The organism is Paractinoplanes ovalisporus, assembly GCF_016834655.1.
Lineage (GTDB): Bacteria > Actinomycetota > Actinomycetes > Mycobacteriales > Micromonosporaceae > Actinoplanes > Actinoplanes ovalisporus.
Map to the genome: position 1 here is coordinate 337,534 of NZ_JAENHP010000002.1, position 13,160 is coordinate 350,693.

The 13,160-nt window shown below is 71.5% G+C and carries 17 protein-coding genes; 7 read left to right on the forward strand and 10 right to left on the reverse strand.

The features are described from left to right. The first annotated feature begins 86 nt into the window (after positions 1-86). Positions 87-2,012: an ABC transporter ATP-binding protein gene (locus tag JIG36_RS07535; RefSeq protein ID WP_203375314.1), complete on the forward strand. Its 1,926-nt coding sequence runs from the start codon at positions 87-89 to the stop codon at positions 2,010-2,012. Here JIG36_RS07535 and JIG36_RS07540 read toward each other — a convergent pair. Then, on the reverse strand, positions 2,009-2,563 hold the full coding sequence (locus tag JIG36_RS07540) for a TIGR03086 family metal-binding protein (protein WP_203375315.1): 555 nt from the start codon (positions 2,561-2,563) through the stop codon (positions 2,009-2,011). The two genes, JIG36_RS07535 and JIG36_RS07540, sit on opposite strands and share 4 nt — an antisense overlap. A gap of 64 nt (positions 2,564-2,627) precedes the next feature. Between JIG36_RS07540 and JIG36_RS07545 the strand changes: the two genes are divergently transcribed. Continuing rightward, positions 2,628-3,059: a hypothetical protein gene (locus JIG36_RS07545; protein WP_203375316.1), complete on the forward strand. Its 432-nt coding sequence runs from the start codon at positions 2,628-2,630 to the stop codon at positions 3,057-3,059. Here the strand turns inward: JIG36_RS07545 and mug are convergent. Genes mug through JIG36_RS07560 form a run of 3 tightly spaced genes read right to left on the reverse strand, consistent with a single transcriptional unit; the run spans position 3,036 to position 5,114 of the window. Further along, a complete protein-coding gene (mug, locus tag JIG36_RS07550; RefSeq protein ID WP_307872602.1) occupies positions 3,036-3,581 on the reverse strand; it encodes a G/U mismatch-specific DNA glycosylase in 546 nt (181 codons plus the stop codon). The two genes, JIG36_RS07545 and mug, sit on opposite strands and share 24 nt — an antisense overlap. Further along, positions 3,578-4,339: an SDR family oxidoreductase gene (locus tag JIG36_RS07555; RefSeq protein WP_203375317.1), complete on the reverse strand. Its 762-nt coding sequence runs from the start codon at positions 4,337-4,339 to the stop codon at positions 3,578-3,580. Before JIG36_RS07555 ends, mug begins: the two co-directional genes overlap by 4 nt. Before the next feature lie 10 nt (positions 4,340-4,349). Further along, on the reverse strand, positions 4,350-5,114 hold the full coding sequence (locus tag JIG36_RS07560) for a helix-turn-helix domain-containing protein (protein ID WP_307872603.1): 765 nt from the start codon (positions 5,112-5,114) through the stop codon (positions 4,350-4,352). 216 nt (positions 5,115-5,330) lie between these two features. On the opposite strand from JIG36_RS07560, the gene JIG36_RS07565 reads away from it, so the two are divergent. Beyond that, positions 5,331-5,693, forward strand: coding sequence for a nuclear transport factor 2 family protein (locus JIG36_RS07565; RefSeq protein WP_203375319.1), 363 nt, complete (start codon positions 5,331-5,333; stop codon positions 5,691-5,693). A 105-nt stretch (positions 5,694-5,798) separates the two neighbouring features. On the opposite strand, the gene JIG36_RS07570 is transcribed toward JIG36_RS07565, so the two are convergent. From JIG36_RS07570 to JIG36_RS07590, 5 genes are all read right to left on the reverse strand, one after another. Then, positions 5,799-5,909, reverse strand: coding sequence for an SDR family oxidoreductase (locus JIG36_RS07570; RefSeq protein WP_203375320.1), 111 nt, complete (start codon positions 5,907-5,909; stop codon positions 5,799-5,801). A 3-nt stretch (positions 5,910-5,912) separates the two neighbouring features. After that, a complete protein-coding gene (locus JIG36_RS07575) occupies positions 5,913-6,407 on the reverse strand; it encodes an SCO6045 C-terminal-like domain-containing protein (RefSeq protein WP_203375321.1) in 495 nt (164 codons plus the stop codon). Next, a complete protein-coding gene (locus tag JIG36_RS07580) occupies positions 6,404-7,246 on the reverse strand; it encodes an MbnB/TglH/ChrH family RiPP precursor modification enzyme (protein WP_203375322.1) in 843 nt (280 codons plus the stop codon). The genes JIG36_RS07575 and JIG36_RS07580 overlap by 4 nt, the downstream gene beginning before the upstream one ends. Further along, on the reverse strand, positions 7,239-8,141 hold the full coding sequence (locus tag JIG36_RS07585; RefSeq protein WP_203375323.1) for a TIGR04222 domain-containing membrane protein: 903 nt from the start codon (positions 8,139-8,141) through the stop codon (positions 7,239-7,241). The genes JIG36_RS07580 and JIG36_RS07585 overlap by 8 nt, the downstream gene beginning before the upstream one ends. Before the next feature lie 68 nt (positions 8,142-8,209). Beyond that, positions 8,210-8,788 carry a TetR/AcrR family transcriptional regulator gene (locus tag JIG36_RS07590; protein WP_203375324.1) on the reverse strand — a complete coding sequence of 193 codons (579 nt, stop codon included), beginning with the start codon at positions 8,786-8,788 and terminating at the stop codon, positions 8,210-8,212. Between the two features lie 164 nt (positions 8,789-8,952). Here JIG36_RS07590 and JIG36_RS07595 point away from each other — a divergent pair, with 164 nt between their 5' ends. After that, positions 8,953-9,603: an HAD family hydrolase gene (locus JIG36_RS07595; RefSeq protein WP_203375325.1), complete on the forward strand. Its 651-nt coding sequence runs from the start codon at positions 8,953-8,955 to the stop codon at positions 9,601-9,603. Between the two features lie 206 nt (positions 9,604-9,809). Then, a complete protein-coding gene (locus JIG36_RS07600) occupies positions 9,810-10,727 on the forward strand; it encodes a serine protein kinase RIO (protein WP_438870704.1) in 918 nt (305 codons plus the stop codon). A gap of 61 nt (positions 10,728-10,788) precedes the next feature. On the opposite strand, the gene JIG36_RS07605 is transcribed toward JIG36_RS07600, so the two are convergent. Beyond that, on the reverse strand, positions 10,789-11,034 hold the full coding sequence (locus JIG36_RS07605; protein ID WP_203375326.1) for a DUF2630 family protein: 246 nt from the start codon (positions 11,032-11,034) through the stop codon (positions 10,789-10,791). A 45-nt stretch (positions 11,035-11,079) separates the two neighbouring features. On the opposite strand from JIG36_RS07605, the gene JIG36_RS07610 reads away from it, so the two are divergent. Together JIG36_RS07610 and JIG36_RS53925 are read left to right on the forward strand one after the other, a co-directional pair. Further along, positions 11,080-11,781: a response regulator transcription factor gene (locus tag JIG36_RS07610; protein ID WP_438870711.1), complete on the forward strand. Its 702-nt coding sequence runs from the start codon at positions 11,080-11,082 to the stop codon at positions 11,779-11,781. Next, complete coding sequence (locus JIG36_RS53925; RefSeq protein ID WP_203375328.1) at positions 11,778-13,115, forward strand: sensor histidine kinase; 1,338 nt, start codon at positions 11,778-11,780, stop codon at positions 13,113-13,115. The genes JIG36_RS07610 and JIG36_RS53925 overlap by 4 nt, the downstream gene beginning before the upstream one ends. Positions 13,116-13,160 lie beyond the last annotated feature (45 nt).

Below are 13,160 nucleotides of genomic sequence, written 5' to 3' on the forward strand. Positions count from 1 at the left end.
TCCTCGCCACCCGGAGTTGTCATACCCGCCGGGCAGACTTCTGACTGCCCCGCTCCTGACGACACCCGGGAGGTGACGAGATGAGCATGTCCAGCTGGAGCATGCTGCGCTCGATCCAGAACTCAGACCGGGTGGCCGAACACAGCCTCCGCCGGGGGACGACCCGGCGGATCCTGCGTTACGCCCGGCCCTACCGCCGGGACATCCTGGTCTTCCTCATCACCGTGGTGATCGCGGCCGGCATCGGCGTCGCGACACCCCTGCTCGCCGGTCACGTGGTCAACGCCATCACCGGCGGCGGCTCCGACGCGGCCGCCACGATCCTCCGCCTCGCCGTCGCCATCGCCGTGCTGGCCGTGGCCGACGCGTTCCTCTCCCTCGCCCAGCGGTGGTATTCCGCCCGCATCGGCGAGGGCATCATCCTCGACCTGCGCACCCGGGTCTACGACCACGTGCAGCGCATGCCGTTGCAGTTCTTCACCCGCACCCAGACCGGCGCGCTCGTGAGCCGGCTCAACAACGACGTGACCGGGGCCCAGCGCGCCTTCACGTCCACGCTCTCGGGCGTGGTCAGCAACGTCATCCAGCTCGTCCTGACCGCCGCCGTCATGTTCAGCCTGTCCTGGCAGATCACCGCGCTGTCGCTGGTCATGCTGCCGCTGTTCATCATCCCGGCCCGCCGCGTGGGCAAACGCCTGGCCGAGATCACGCGCGAGTCCTACAACCTCGACGCCAAGATGAACGCGACGATGACCGAACGGTTCAACGTCGCCGGGGCGATGCTGGTCAAACTGTTCGGCCGGCCCGGCTCCGAGGCGTCCCGTTTCGGCGAGCGGGCTTCCCGCGTACGGGACATCGGTGTGCAGCAGGCGATGTATTCGCGCACCTTCTTCGTGGCGATGCTGCTGGTCGCGTCGCTGGCCCAGGCCCTCACGTACGGGCTGGGCGGCTGGCTCGCGGTCACCGGCAGCGTCACCGCCGGCACCGTGGTCACGCTGGCGCTGCTGCTCACCCGGCTCTACGGCCCGCTCACCGCGCTCAGCAACGTGCGGGTCGACGTCATGAGCGCCCTGGTGTCGTTCGACCGCGTCTTCGAGGTGCTCGACCTCGAACCCGGCATCGAGGAGCGGCCCGATGCCGTCACGCTGCCCGCCGGGGCGGGGCGGGTCGAGTTCCGCGACGTGCACTTCCGCTACCCGAGCGCCGACGAGGTGTCGCTGGCGACGCTGGAAGACGTGGCGACCCTCGACCGTACGGAAAATGCCCCGGTCCTGCGCGGCGTCGACTTCACCGTCGAACCGGGCCAGATGGTGGCGCTCGTCGGGCCGTCCGGCGCGGGCAAGTCGACGACGTCGATGCTGCTCCCGAGGATCTACGACGTCACTTCGGGTTCCGTACGCGTCGACGGGGTCGACGTGCGTGACGTGACGCTCGACTCGCTGCGCGACACCATCGGCGTCGTCACGCAGGACGCGCACCTCTTCCACGAGACCATCGCTGAGAATCTGCGCTACGCCCGTCCCGAGGCGACCGACGACGAGATGTGGGAGGCGCTGCGCGGCGCTCAGGTGGCCGACCTGGTGTCGGCGCTGCCCGACGGCCTCGAGACGGTCGTGGGCGAGCGGGGCTACCGCTTCTCGGGCGGCGAGAAACAGCGCCTGGCGATCGCCCGCCTGCTACTGAAACGGCCGTCGATCGTGGTGCTCGACGAGGCCACGGCCCATCTCGACAGCGAGTCCGAGGCCGCGGTGCAGCGTGCCCTGACGGCGGCTCTGCGCGGGCGCACGGCGCTGGTCATCGCGCACCGCCTCTCCACGGTCCGCGAGGCCGACCAGATCCTGGTGCTCGACCGGGGCCGCATCGTCGAACGCGGCCGCCACGACGAGCTGGTGGCGGCCGGCGGTCTCTACGCCGAGCTCTACCGAACCCAGTTCGCCGCGGCGTCGCCGGAGGTCGGCCTCGCCGACGAGGTCGAGGTAGTGACGGTGCCCGCCGGTCAGGTGGAGCCTTAGGCCTGGCGGCCGCTCAGGGCGAGCAGGCGCTCGAAGTCGCCGGCGTCGGCGCGGGCCTGCACCTCCTCGCCGAAGGCGCCCATCTGGCGGCCGGTCGGGGCCATCTGCTCGACGAAGGGCACCAGCGCCTGCACGGCGCCGGCGTCCGGGCGGTAGGGCTGCTTGGTCGCGGTCGCCAGGTCCCAGCCGTGCACGGTGAGGTCGGCCAGGGCCAGGTTGCCGATCATGGCCTGGGGCATGCCCATGCCGGGGGAGACGCCCTCGAGCGCGGCCGGGTCCGACCAGGCGGCGATCATGCGCTCGGTCTCCTCGGCGAAGCGGTCGCGCCACCCCTCGGTGAGCGAGTCGGGGGTGGAGCTCATGTCGAGAGGTTCCTTCTTCGCGGCGCCCTGGAAGGCGACCACCACCTGGAAGAGGTGGTTGAGCAGGTCGCGCACCTGATATTCGGTGCACGGCGTCGCGTCGCCCAGCTGGTCGTCCCGGATGCCCCGCACCACGGCGACCGTGGGCTCAGCCGCCGCCGCCATCAACGTGCTGATCTCGGTAGTCATGCGCCCGACCGTAGCGTGCGTTCTCCGTTGCCGGGCGTCGCACGTATGTGTGACCCTTCCGGCGATGAAACACGTGAGCATCCGGTTCACCGGCATGGGCAACGGGGTCGACCCCCGCCCGTACGTGGAAGCCCTTCCGTCTTTCGCCGACGAGCTGCCGCACGGCGCGCGGGACTTCGCGACCGATCCCGGCCACTACGACTTTCATGGCAAGAGGTGCGTCAAAGACCTCGAGCTGCGGGAGGTCCGCTTCGACGAGAACGACGTCATCGTGGAGTTCCGGCACAACTGCTTCAAGCACGAGGAAGACCTGACGATCCGGTACGTGGAGGTCAGCGAGTTCACGGCCGACTTTCCGCGATACGGGGTGATCCTCGACGAGATCCTGCCCGCGCCCGAGGGGTGCAGCCACGAGATCGTCTGCCTGTCGGGGTCGGTGCGCATCGTCGCCCGCGACCTGGTCGCGACGTGGTCACCGGCCGGCGGCTGCTCGTAACTCGTGGAACGCCTCGGCCAGGTCGGCGATCTGGTAGTGCGCGTTCAGGCCGCTCGGGTTGGGCAGCACCCACACCGGCGCGCCGCCGACCTCGTCCGGCTGCGGGCCGATCGCGGCCCTGGGGCGGGCGAACGCGGCCCGGTAGGCGGTGACGCCGAGAACGGCCAGGTAGCGGGGCTTGAACTCGGCGACCCGGGCGGCCAGGCTCGCACCGCCCTCGACCAGTTCGGCCGGGGAGAGCTCGTCGGCCCGGGCGGTCGCGCGGGCCACCACGTTGGTGATGCCGAGGCCCGACGAGAGCAGTTCCAGCTGCTCGGACGGGTGGAGCTGACGCTCGGTGAAACCGGACCGGTGCAGGGCCGGCCAGAACCGGTTGCCCGGCCGGGCGAAGTGGTGGCCGGTCGCGGCCGAGTACAGGCTCGGGTTGATGCCGGAGAACAACACCCGCAGTCCGGGGCCGATCACGTCGGGGATCGTGCGCCCGGCGGCGGTCTCGAGGTCGGCCCGCGTCGGTGGCTTCACAGGGTCCGCAACACGCCGCCGTCGACCGCCACCGTCACGCCCGTGACGTAGCTGGCGGCGGGGGACAGCAGGAAGGCGGCGACCCGGCCGAACTCGGCGGGCTCGCCCAGCCGGCGCATCGGGATGTTTCCCGCCGCCTCGGACGCGGCCTCGGCGGCGTCGCCCGAAGCCTCGAACAGTTCCCGGTTGCGGTCGGTGAGGATGCGGCCCGGGAGCAGGCTCACGATGCGGATGCCCCGGGGTGCGTACTGGTCGGCCATGTCCTTCGCGGCCATCGCGAGGCCCGGGCGCAAACCGTTGGAGAGACCCAGGCCGGGCATCGGGGACTTGACCGTGGTGGAGAGCACCAGGCCGATCGCGCCGCTCTCGGGCAGGGCTTCGGCGAAGACACGGGCGGCCCGTACGGCACCCAGGAACACCGTCTCGAACGCGGTCCGCCACTGCTCGTCGGTCAGGGACGCGGCCGTGCCCAGCGCCGGCCCGCCGACCGAGATCAGCGCACCGTCGAACCGGCCGAACCGTTCCACCGCCGTGTCGATCAGGAGCCGCGGCGCGGTCGGCTCGGCCAGGTCGGCCACCACGCCGGCCGCGTTCCCGGCACCGCCGAGCCGGTCGACGGCCTGAGCGATCCGCCCCTGGTCGCGCGACGAGATCACCGCCTTGGCGCCGTCGGCGACCAGTGCCTCGGCCGTGGCGAACCCGAGCCCGCGCGAGGCTCCGGTGAGGACATACACGCGGTCGGCCAGCCCGAGATCCATGCCGACGATCCTATTTCCCGCGCTCCCACCCGTGCAGGGCGGCCGCGGTGGCGGCGTCGGCGGGCAGGAACGACTCGATCGCCAGCTCGGACAGGGTGACGTCGAGCGGGGTGCCCAGCACCGACGTGATGCTGAAGAAGGTCAGGTCGTCGAACCGCAGCGGCACGACCAGCCCGTCCGGCCGGAACGTCGCCTCCCGGGTGCCGCCCGGATATCCCGCCAGCTCGGCCCGCAGTTCCCGCAGCACCGGGTCGGCGGTCGCCGCGGCCTGCTGGTCGAGCCGGTGCAGCACGTGCGCGCGCCACTCGGCCAGATTCCGGATGCGGGGCGCCATGCCGTCCGGATGCAGCGACAGCCGCAGCACGTTCACCGGCGGTTCGAGCAGCCACGCCGCGCACCCGCCGGTGAACCGCGCGACCGCGTCGTTGGCATCCACCATCGTCCAGTGCCGATCGATCAGGATCGCCGGGTAGGGCGCATGCCCCGCCAGCACGTCGCGCAACGACGAGAGCACGGTCGCCAGCGGTGGCCCGTCAAGAGCGGTTTCCCCGTACGCCGGAGCGAAGCCCCCGGCCAGCAGCAACTCGTTGCGTGACCGCAGCGGCACCGCCAGTTCCTCGGCCAGGCGCAGGATCATGTCGCGCGTCGGCCGCGAACGCCCGGTCTCGAGAAACGACAGGTGCCGCGCCGAGACCCCCGCCCGCACCGACAGTTCCAGCTGACTGAGCCGCCGCCCGGTCCGCCACTCCCGCAGCAGCTCCCCGACCCCACTCACGCCCACACCCCCCACCGTGATCCCGCGCGCCCGATCCGACCGCGCCCGACCCGCCCGCCGAGCGAACCCGCTGCTCCGCGCCGTCGGCTCGCCGTGCGCCACCGACCCTAAGCCGGGGGCGGGAAGCGCAGCCATTACCTCGCGGGTAATCGACGCAGCTACCGCCGCCGGGTGAGGGTTCTTCCCGTCAGACGAGAGCGACGGAAGGACAGAACAATGAGCGACTTCGACGCCGTGGTGGACCGCTACCTGGCCGTCTGGAACGAGCCCGACGCCGCCGCCCGCCGCGCCGCCATCGACGACGTGTTCGCGGCAGGCATCCGCTACGTCGACCCGTTGGCCGCGGTCGAGGGGCGGGACGCACTCGACGCGCTGATCGGCGCCGCGCGACAGCAGTTCCCGGGCCTCACCTTCGCCCCCGGCGGCCCGGTCGACGGCCACCACGACCAGGTCCGTTTCACCTGGACCCTCGGCCCCGCCGGCACCGACCCGCTGGTGGTCGGCTTCGACGTGGCCGAGCTCGACGCCGACGGCCGGATCCGCCAGGTCCTCGGCTTCATCGACAAAGCCCCCGCCTAGGACGGCCCGTCCAGGTGATTGGTGGGCTCGTCCAGCAGCAACACATCCGGCTCGTCCAGCAGCGCCGACAACCGGGCCGAGAACCGAAGGCGCAGCCCGGACGGTTCAGTCCATGACGTGGCCTCCGTTCACGGTGATGCGCTCGCCGTTGATGAAGCGGGCGCCGTCGGAGGCCAGGAACGACACGACGTCGGCGACCTCGGCCGGGGTCCCCATGCGTCAGGGGCGGCGGAGGACCCAGACCCGGCCGGCCAGTTGGAGCGTGGTGGCACCGGCCGTGGAGTGGAGGGCGGGGGTGCGGCGGGAGCGTGGGGGCTCGGTGCCGTTGTAGTGCCAGGCGGCCTCGCGCTCGGCCAGCTCCACGGCGGCCGCGGCGGGTAGGGCGTTGCGGGCGGCCAGGGAGCGGGCCATGTCCCAGCCGTCGCGCAGGGAGCCCTGGGTCGGGCGGGTCGCGGCCCAGGTGGCGAACTCGTGCTTCCAGCGGTCGCCGAACGCCGCGGCGAGCATGGGCCACTGGCGGGCCACCTCGCCGGCCCGTTTGCGCAGCAGGGCGACCCGGGCGGCCTCGAACTTGAACGGGTCGATGCCCTCGGGCATGGGGCTTCCGGCGGTCAGCGCATCGACCAGGGCCGCCTGCCGAGCGGCCAGGCCCGGCGCAACGGCGGGATCGACCGGGCCACGGTCAGCCGGGCCCGATTCGGAAGGGGTGGTCATGTGACTGCGGGGTAGCCGGAGGCCTTGGCGATCGCGTCCAGTTCGGCGGCCAAGGTGGCGGCGGGCGGGTAGTCGCCGTCGCGTTCCAGCATCAACGCCGGTGGGCGGTGGCGGTTGCACAGCTCGGTCACCAGGTCGAGCACGGGCTGGGGAACCTCGTCGGTGTGGGTGTCGTGGTAGAGGCCCTGATGTTCGGCGCCTCCGGCCACGTGGACGTAGGCGACCCGGTCGAGCGGCAGGTTGTCCAGCAGGTCGAGCGGGTCGGTGCCGCGGTTGCGGGCGTTCGCATAGACGTTGGCGATGTCCAGCAGCAGCAGCGCCCCGGACTTCTCCAGGATCTCGCTGATGAACTGGGCCTCGGTCAGTTCCTCGTCGGGCCAGTCGAACAGCGCGGCGATCGGCTCCAACGCGATCGGCACCGACAACGACCCCTGCACGCGCCGCACGTTGGCGACCACGGCGTCAACCGCTTCCCGCGTACGGGGCAGTGGCAGCAGATGCCCGGCTTCGACACCCCCGGCCCGTACGAAGGCGATGTGCTCGCTGACCAACGGGGCGTGGAGCCGCTCGGCCACGGCCGCGAAATGCTCGACACGATCGGGGTCGACCGGCTCGGCGCCGCCCAGCGAGAGGCGGACGCCGTGCGGGACGACCGTGACACCGCGGTCGAGCAGGATCTGGAGCCCGGGCGGCAGCTCGCCGTGCGCGTGCACCGACTCGGCGACCACCTCGGCGAAGCGCAGCCCGGGCAACCCCTCGACAAAGCCGCCGATCTCGGGCCGCCACCCGATCCCGACCCCGTACGAGGGAAAGACGGGCGGGGAAAGGCGGTCAGCCACCGCAACCGCCTCCACCGCCGCAGCTGCTGCCACCCCCGCAGGACGAGGAACTGCTGCACGAGCTGCTGCTTCCGCCGTCGCTGCCGCCGGAGCTGCCGGTCGCGCCGCCGGTGGCCGCGATGCGCTGGACCTCGGCCTCGGCCGCGAACGCCGGGTCCATCGAGTAGAGGGCCGCCCCACCGTAGAGCGCCACGCCCATCGCCGCGCCGGTCGCCCCGTACGTGGCGTACGAGGGGCTGTTGCTCGGGGCCAGGTAGTTGTGCTTGTAACGCAGGTCGCGCATCGACTTCATCGCCGAGTCGGTCGCGTAGCGGCGGCTGCGCAGCAGGGTCAGCGTGAGGACGAAGGCGCCGATCGTCGCGAACACCATGAACAGCACCGGCTTGTTGTTGTCGATGCCGGCCAGGATGCGGGCGATGCCGACCACCACCAGGGCCAGACCGCCGATCACCCAGAGCCGGGCCTCGCGCATCTGACCGGCGCCGACCGCCAGGCCGTTGCGTTCCAGGTTGTCGCGCAGCTGCTCGAGGGCCGAGGCGACCCACTGGTCGTTCGGCAGGTCACGGGTGCGCACACCGCGGGCGGCGGCGTTGTAGATCGCACTGTCGAGCGGGGTCACCCCACCGGGCAGCGGACCGGTCTGGACGAGGGTGCGGCCGGGACCGGTGCCCAGGGCGTTGGCCGCGCGCAGGCCGCCCATCGAGGCGTAGATCGCGAGGCGGTCACCACCGTTGAGATAGGCGACCTGCTGCGGGCCGAGGTTGTCGACCCGGGCGCCGCGGTCGCCCCGGAACAGCGACCGGCGGTGGAACGCGGCGATGATCGCGATCGCCACGCCGGCGGCGATGAACCAGGTGAGAAAGGTCGGGCCGGAGATTCCCCAGGTGTCGTTCATCGGGCTGGACCTCCCTGCGCGTATGTCTTCTGTGAGCCTCATTGTGCAGGCGCGCGCAACGTCCGTGATCAGGCCCTTCGGACGGCGTCCTCAACCAGATCGAGGACCCGGCTCAACTCGCCCGGCGGGCGCCCGGTGGCCAGGTGGAGCACCAGACCGTCGTACGCGAGCTCGAGGAACTGGGTGAGCACCTCGACCGGCACGTCATCGCGCAGCACACCGGCCTCCCGCTGGCGTTGCAGGCGCTCACGGGTGGCGTCGGCGATGGCGGCCGACCGCTCGGTCCAGCGCTTGGCGAAGGCGGGGTCGGTGCGCAGCCGGCGCGACACCTCGAGCTGGGTGCCGAGCCAGCCGGCGGTGTCGCCCTCGCTGCCGCCGGCCCGTTCCAGCAGGTCGCGCATCACCTGAACGAGGCCGTTGCGGGCGACCGTCTCGACCATGGCGGCCGCGTCGTCCTCGGCCACGGCCAGGAAGAGCGATTCCTTGTCACGAAAATGGTGGAAAATCGCACCGCGGGACAGCCCGGTTGCGTCCTCGAGGCGCCGCACTGTCGCACCCTCGTAGCCGAACCGCGCGAAACAGTCACGCGCCGCCGCGAGAATCTCGTGGCGGCGGGCGTCCAGCTGGTCCTGACTTACTCGGGGCACGTACTGGATCGTGTCACGTGCTCCCTTTCGCATGCAATCCGTACGTACGTCTTGTCAGATGGGTGCACCCCACGGGCGGATGGCGCGAATTCCCCCATCCCGGCCGTAAGTTGTTAACAAGCCTGGACTACTCGTTGCCCCTTCCGCTCACGTAAAGTGCCCGGGTGCCCCTCGTCCTGATCGCCCTAGACGACACCCTGCTTGACCGCAGCGGTGCGTTCAGGCTGTGGGCCAAGGGTTTCCTCGATGAGATCGGGGCCGCACAGGACGATCTCGACTGGTTACTCTCGGTCGATGCCGACGGCCTGACCTCCCGCTGGGACCTGGCCGACCTGATCCGCGACCGCTACCAGCTCGCCGTCCCGTCGATCGACCTCGTCGAGGAACTGCACGAGGGCCCGCTGGCGTTCGAGAAGCTCGACCCGATGGTCGGGTGCGCGCTGCAGATCGCCGGCGACGCGGGACTGGTTCCGGTGGTGGTCACCAACGGGCAGGCCGACATTCAGGACAGCCGCATTCGCCGTACGGGCCTGGACCGTTATGTCGCCGACTGGGTGATCTCGGAACGCGCCGGGGTGAGCAAGCCGAACCCGCGCATCTTCGCGCTCGCCGCGCAGCGGGTGCGGATGCGGCTGGGCGGCGCCTGGGTGGTCGGCGACAGTCCCGAGGCCGACATCGGCGGCGCCGCGGCCATGGGGCTGCCCAGTGTGTGGCTGCACCGCGGGCGCGAGTGGGTGGACAACCGCTTCGCCCCGACCAAGGTGGTCGGCAACGTGATCCAGGGGATCTCGGCCATCATGGCCGCCGCGCGATAAGAGCCGGCGAGCAACGCTGGTCATCGAGGCCGAATAAATCAGTTGCGCCCGCCCGGGCGGCTCCGGGAGAGTGTGCCCGTTGCCCGCACAGGGCTCCGGTGAGGCCCGCGGGGTCTCGCGAGAGAGAAGGAGGTCGAGTCCATGGCTGTCGTTGCGATGTCCGCTGCCCGGATTCCCCGTTTTTCTCTCTCCAAGGAGACCCTCCAGTGCGCGAGCACGACTCTTTCGGCCCGGCCACCATGCGCCGCGGCCGCCGCAAGTTCGACGACGACGAACCCGACTTCCTGAAGCGCGGGCGGCTCGAGCCGCAGCTGAAGGAAGACCCCGACCTGCCCGAGACCGGTGACCGCTGGTCGACCTGGGACGGTTCCCTCAAGGGCCCCAAGCCGTGGCCCGAGTGGGTCCGCACCGAATACGGCGCGGTCGACACCGAGCTCGGCATGCTCAAGACCGGCAAAGAGGCCGACGTCTACCTCGTACGCCGGGCCGTTCCCGACACCGACAAGGTGAGCATGCTCGCCGCCAAGCGCTACCGCGACGGCGACCACAAACTGTTCCACCGCGACGCCGGCTATCTCGAGGGCCGCCGCGTGCGCCGGTCCCGGGAGAACCGGGCCATGGCCAACCGCAGCTCGTTCGGCAAGGAGATGATCGCCGGGCAGTGGGCGGTGGCCGAGTTCGGCGCGCTCAGCCACCTCTGGCAGGTGGGCCAGGAGAGCGGCCTGGTGCGGGTGCCCTACCCGGTGCAGCTGATCGGCACCGAGCTCATGCTCGAGTTCATCGGCGACTGGGAGACCGGCGAGGCGGCGCCCCGGCTCGCGCAGGTGCGGGCCGGCCGCGACCAACTGGCCGACCTGTGGCGGCAGATGACCGACGCGCTGTCGGTGCTGGCCCGCGCGCAGGTGGCGCACGGCGACCTGTCCCCGTACAACACCCTGGTGCACGACGGGCAGCTGGTGCTCATCGACCTGCCCCAGATCGTGGACGTGGTCGCCAACCCGCAGGGCGCCGATTTCATCGCCCGGGACGTCCGCAACGTCGCCGCCTGGTTCACCCAGCGCGGCCTCGAGGTGGACGCGGACGAACTGCTGGAAAGGTTGCTCTATGAAGCGGGCCTGAGATGACCCGCCGGACGAAGCCCGGACCGCGGCCGCCGAAGACCCGGCGGCCGCGGCCGAGGCCGTTTCACTGCAGGTAGCCCTCGACCTCGCCGACGCTGTGCGCCTGCTCGGCGTTGGGGTCGTTGCCCACCTCGCGGGCGGCACGCCGGCGCCGGAGCAGGTCCCAGCACTGGTCCAGGGCCTCTTCCAACTCCTTCAGCCGGGCGTGTTCCTCGTCCGAGGAGATTTCGCCCTTGCCCAGCTGCGTGCGCAGCTTGTGCTCCTCGTCGACCAGGCCGTGGATCCGGCTCAGCACAGTCTTGTCATCCATGCCCGAAGACTAATGCTTCTCATCGTGCTCTCATGCGGGCGTGGTCTGATGGGTCGCGAGATGAGCGCCCGGATCCTGGTGGTCGACGACCAGCCCAACATCGTGGACATGCTGAGCACCGTGCTGTCGTTCCACGGGTTCGCGGTCGACACGGCCGGCACGGGTGCGCAGGCGATGGCCCGGGCCGGCGATCAGCGCCCCGACCTGGTGCTTCTCGACGTGATGCTGCCCGACGGCGACGGGCGTGACCTCTGCCGGCGGCTGCGCGACGACGGCTACGACTTCGGAGTGATCTTCCTGACGGCCCGGGACGCGCGGGAGGACCTGATCGCCGGCCTCGCGTACGGCGGGGACGACTGGATCACCAAGCCGTTCGACGTCGATGTGCTCCTCGCGCGGGTGCGGGCGGTCCTCCGGCGTACGGGAAGCCCGGTCGAACCGGACCGGGTGCTGCGCTACGCCGACCTCGAGTTCGATCAGGACACGCTTGCCGTACGCCGTTCCGGCCACCCGGTCCAGCTGTCGCCCACCGAGCTCAAGCTGCTGCGCTACTTCCTCGAGAACCCGAACCGCGTGCTGTCGAGGGCCGAGATCCTGCGCGCCGTCTGGGAGTACGACCTGGAGGCCGCGTCCAACGTCGTCGACACGTACGTCGGCTACGTGCGCCGCAAACTCGACCGGCTGGGCCCGCCACTGTTCGTGACGCATCGCGGGTTCGGTTACGCGCTGCGCGCCGGTCGGCCGTGACGCTCCGCCGTTCCCTGCTGCTCGCCGTCGCCGGGCTGACCACGGCCGCGTTGCTCGCGGTGAGCGTGACGGCGGTGCTCGCGATGCGCGCCTACCTGCTGCGCCAGACCGACGACCAGCTCGCGGGCGCGGCCCGGCTCGGTCAGTCGCGCGCGGCGTTGCTGGTGGTCGACCCGTCCGTCCGGGGTGAAACCGTCCGCGAGGTCATCTCGGTGACCGAATACGTGATCGAGATCCGGAGGGGCGACAGCGGCACCGTACGCATCGTGGCCGGCGCCCCGCTCCCGCCGCGCCCCCTGCTCGAGACCGCCCGCCTCGACGACCCCGATCCGCAGGACGTCAACGGATACCGCGCGGTCGTCGTCCGGCACGAGAACGTCACCCTGCTGGTGGCGCTGCCGCTGAAGCCGCTGGACGACACCGTGCGGCAGCTCGCTCTGGTCGCCGGGCTGGCCTCCCTCGGCGTCCTGGCGCTGCTCATGCTCCTCGCCCGCCTGCTGGTGACCCGTCGGCTGCGGCCGCTCAACGCGATCGCCGCGGCCGCCACCGACCTGGCCGACGGGCAGCTCGACCGGCGCGTGCCCGAACCCGCCGGCGCCAGCCGCACCGAGGTGGGACGGCTGACCCTCGCGATCAACGGGATGCTGGCCCGGATCCAGGCCGCGCTGGCCGCCCGCGCCCGTTCCGAGCAGCGGATGCGCGACTTCGTGGCGGACGCCTCGCACGAGCTGCGCACGCCGGTGACCTCGATCCAGGGCTACCTGCAGCTGATCCGTACGGGCGTGATCGACCTGCGCGAACGTCCGGACGTGCTGCGCCGGCTCGAGGAGGAGTCGTCGCGGATGGGGTCGCTGGTGACGTCGCTGCTCTACCTGGCCCGCCTCGACGCCTCGCCGGTGACCGCCCGCGCGCCCGTCGACCTGGCGGCCCTGGTGCGTGACGCGGTGGCCGACGCGCAGGCGGTGGAGCCGGACCGGCCACTCAGCGTCGTCGGGCCCGCGGAGCTCACGGTGACCGGCGACGCCGACTCGTTGCGCCAGGTGATGGCAAACCTGCTTTCCAACGTACGGGCGCACACCCCGCCCGGCACCGCGGCGCTCGTCCGGGTAGTGGCCGGGGAGTCCGGTGTGCGGGTCGAGGTCACGGACGAGGGCCCCGGGCTGGACGCCGACGCCGCCGCGCACGCCTTCGACCGTTTCTGGCGGGCCGACACCGCCCGCTCGGCGGCCGGGGGAGCCGGGCTGGGGCTGGCGATCGTGGCCGAGGTGGTGCACGCCCACGGCGGCGAGGCCGGGATAGCCGGGTCGACCGTCTGGTTCACCCTGCCCGGCTGATCCACCTCCTCACCCGGCCCGGCTGATTCACCTCGAACTCTCATC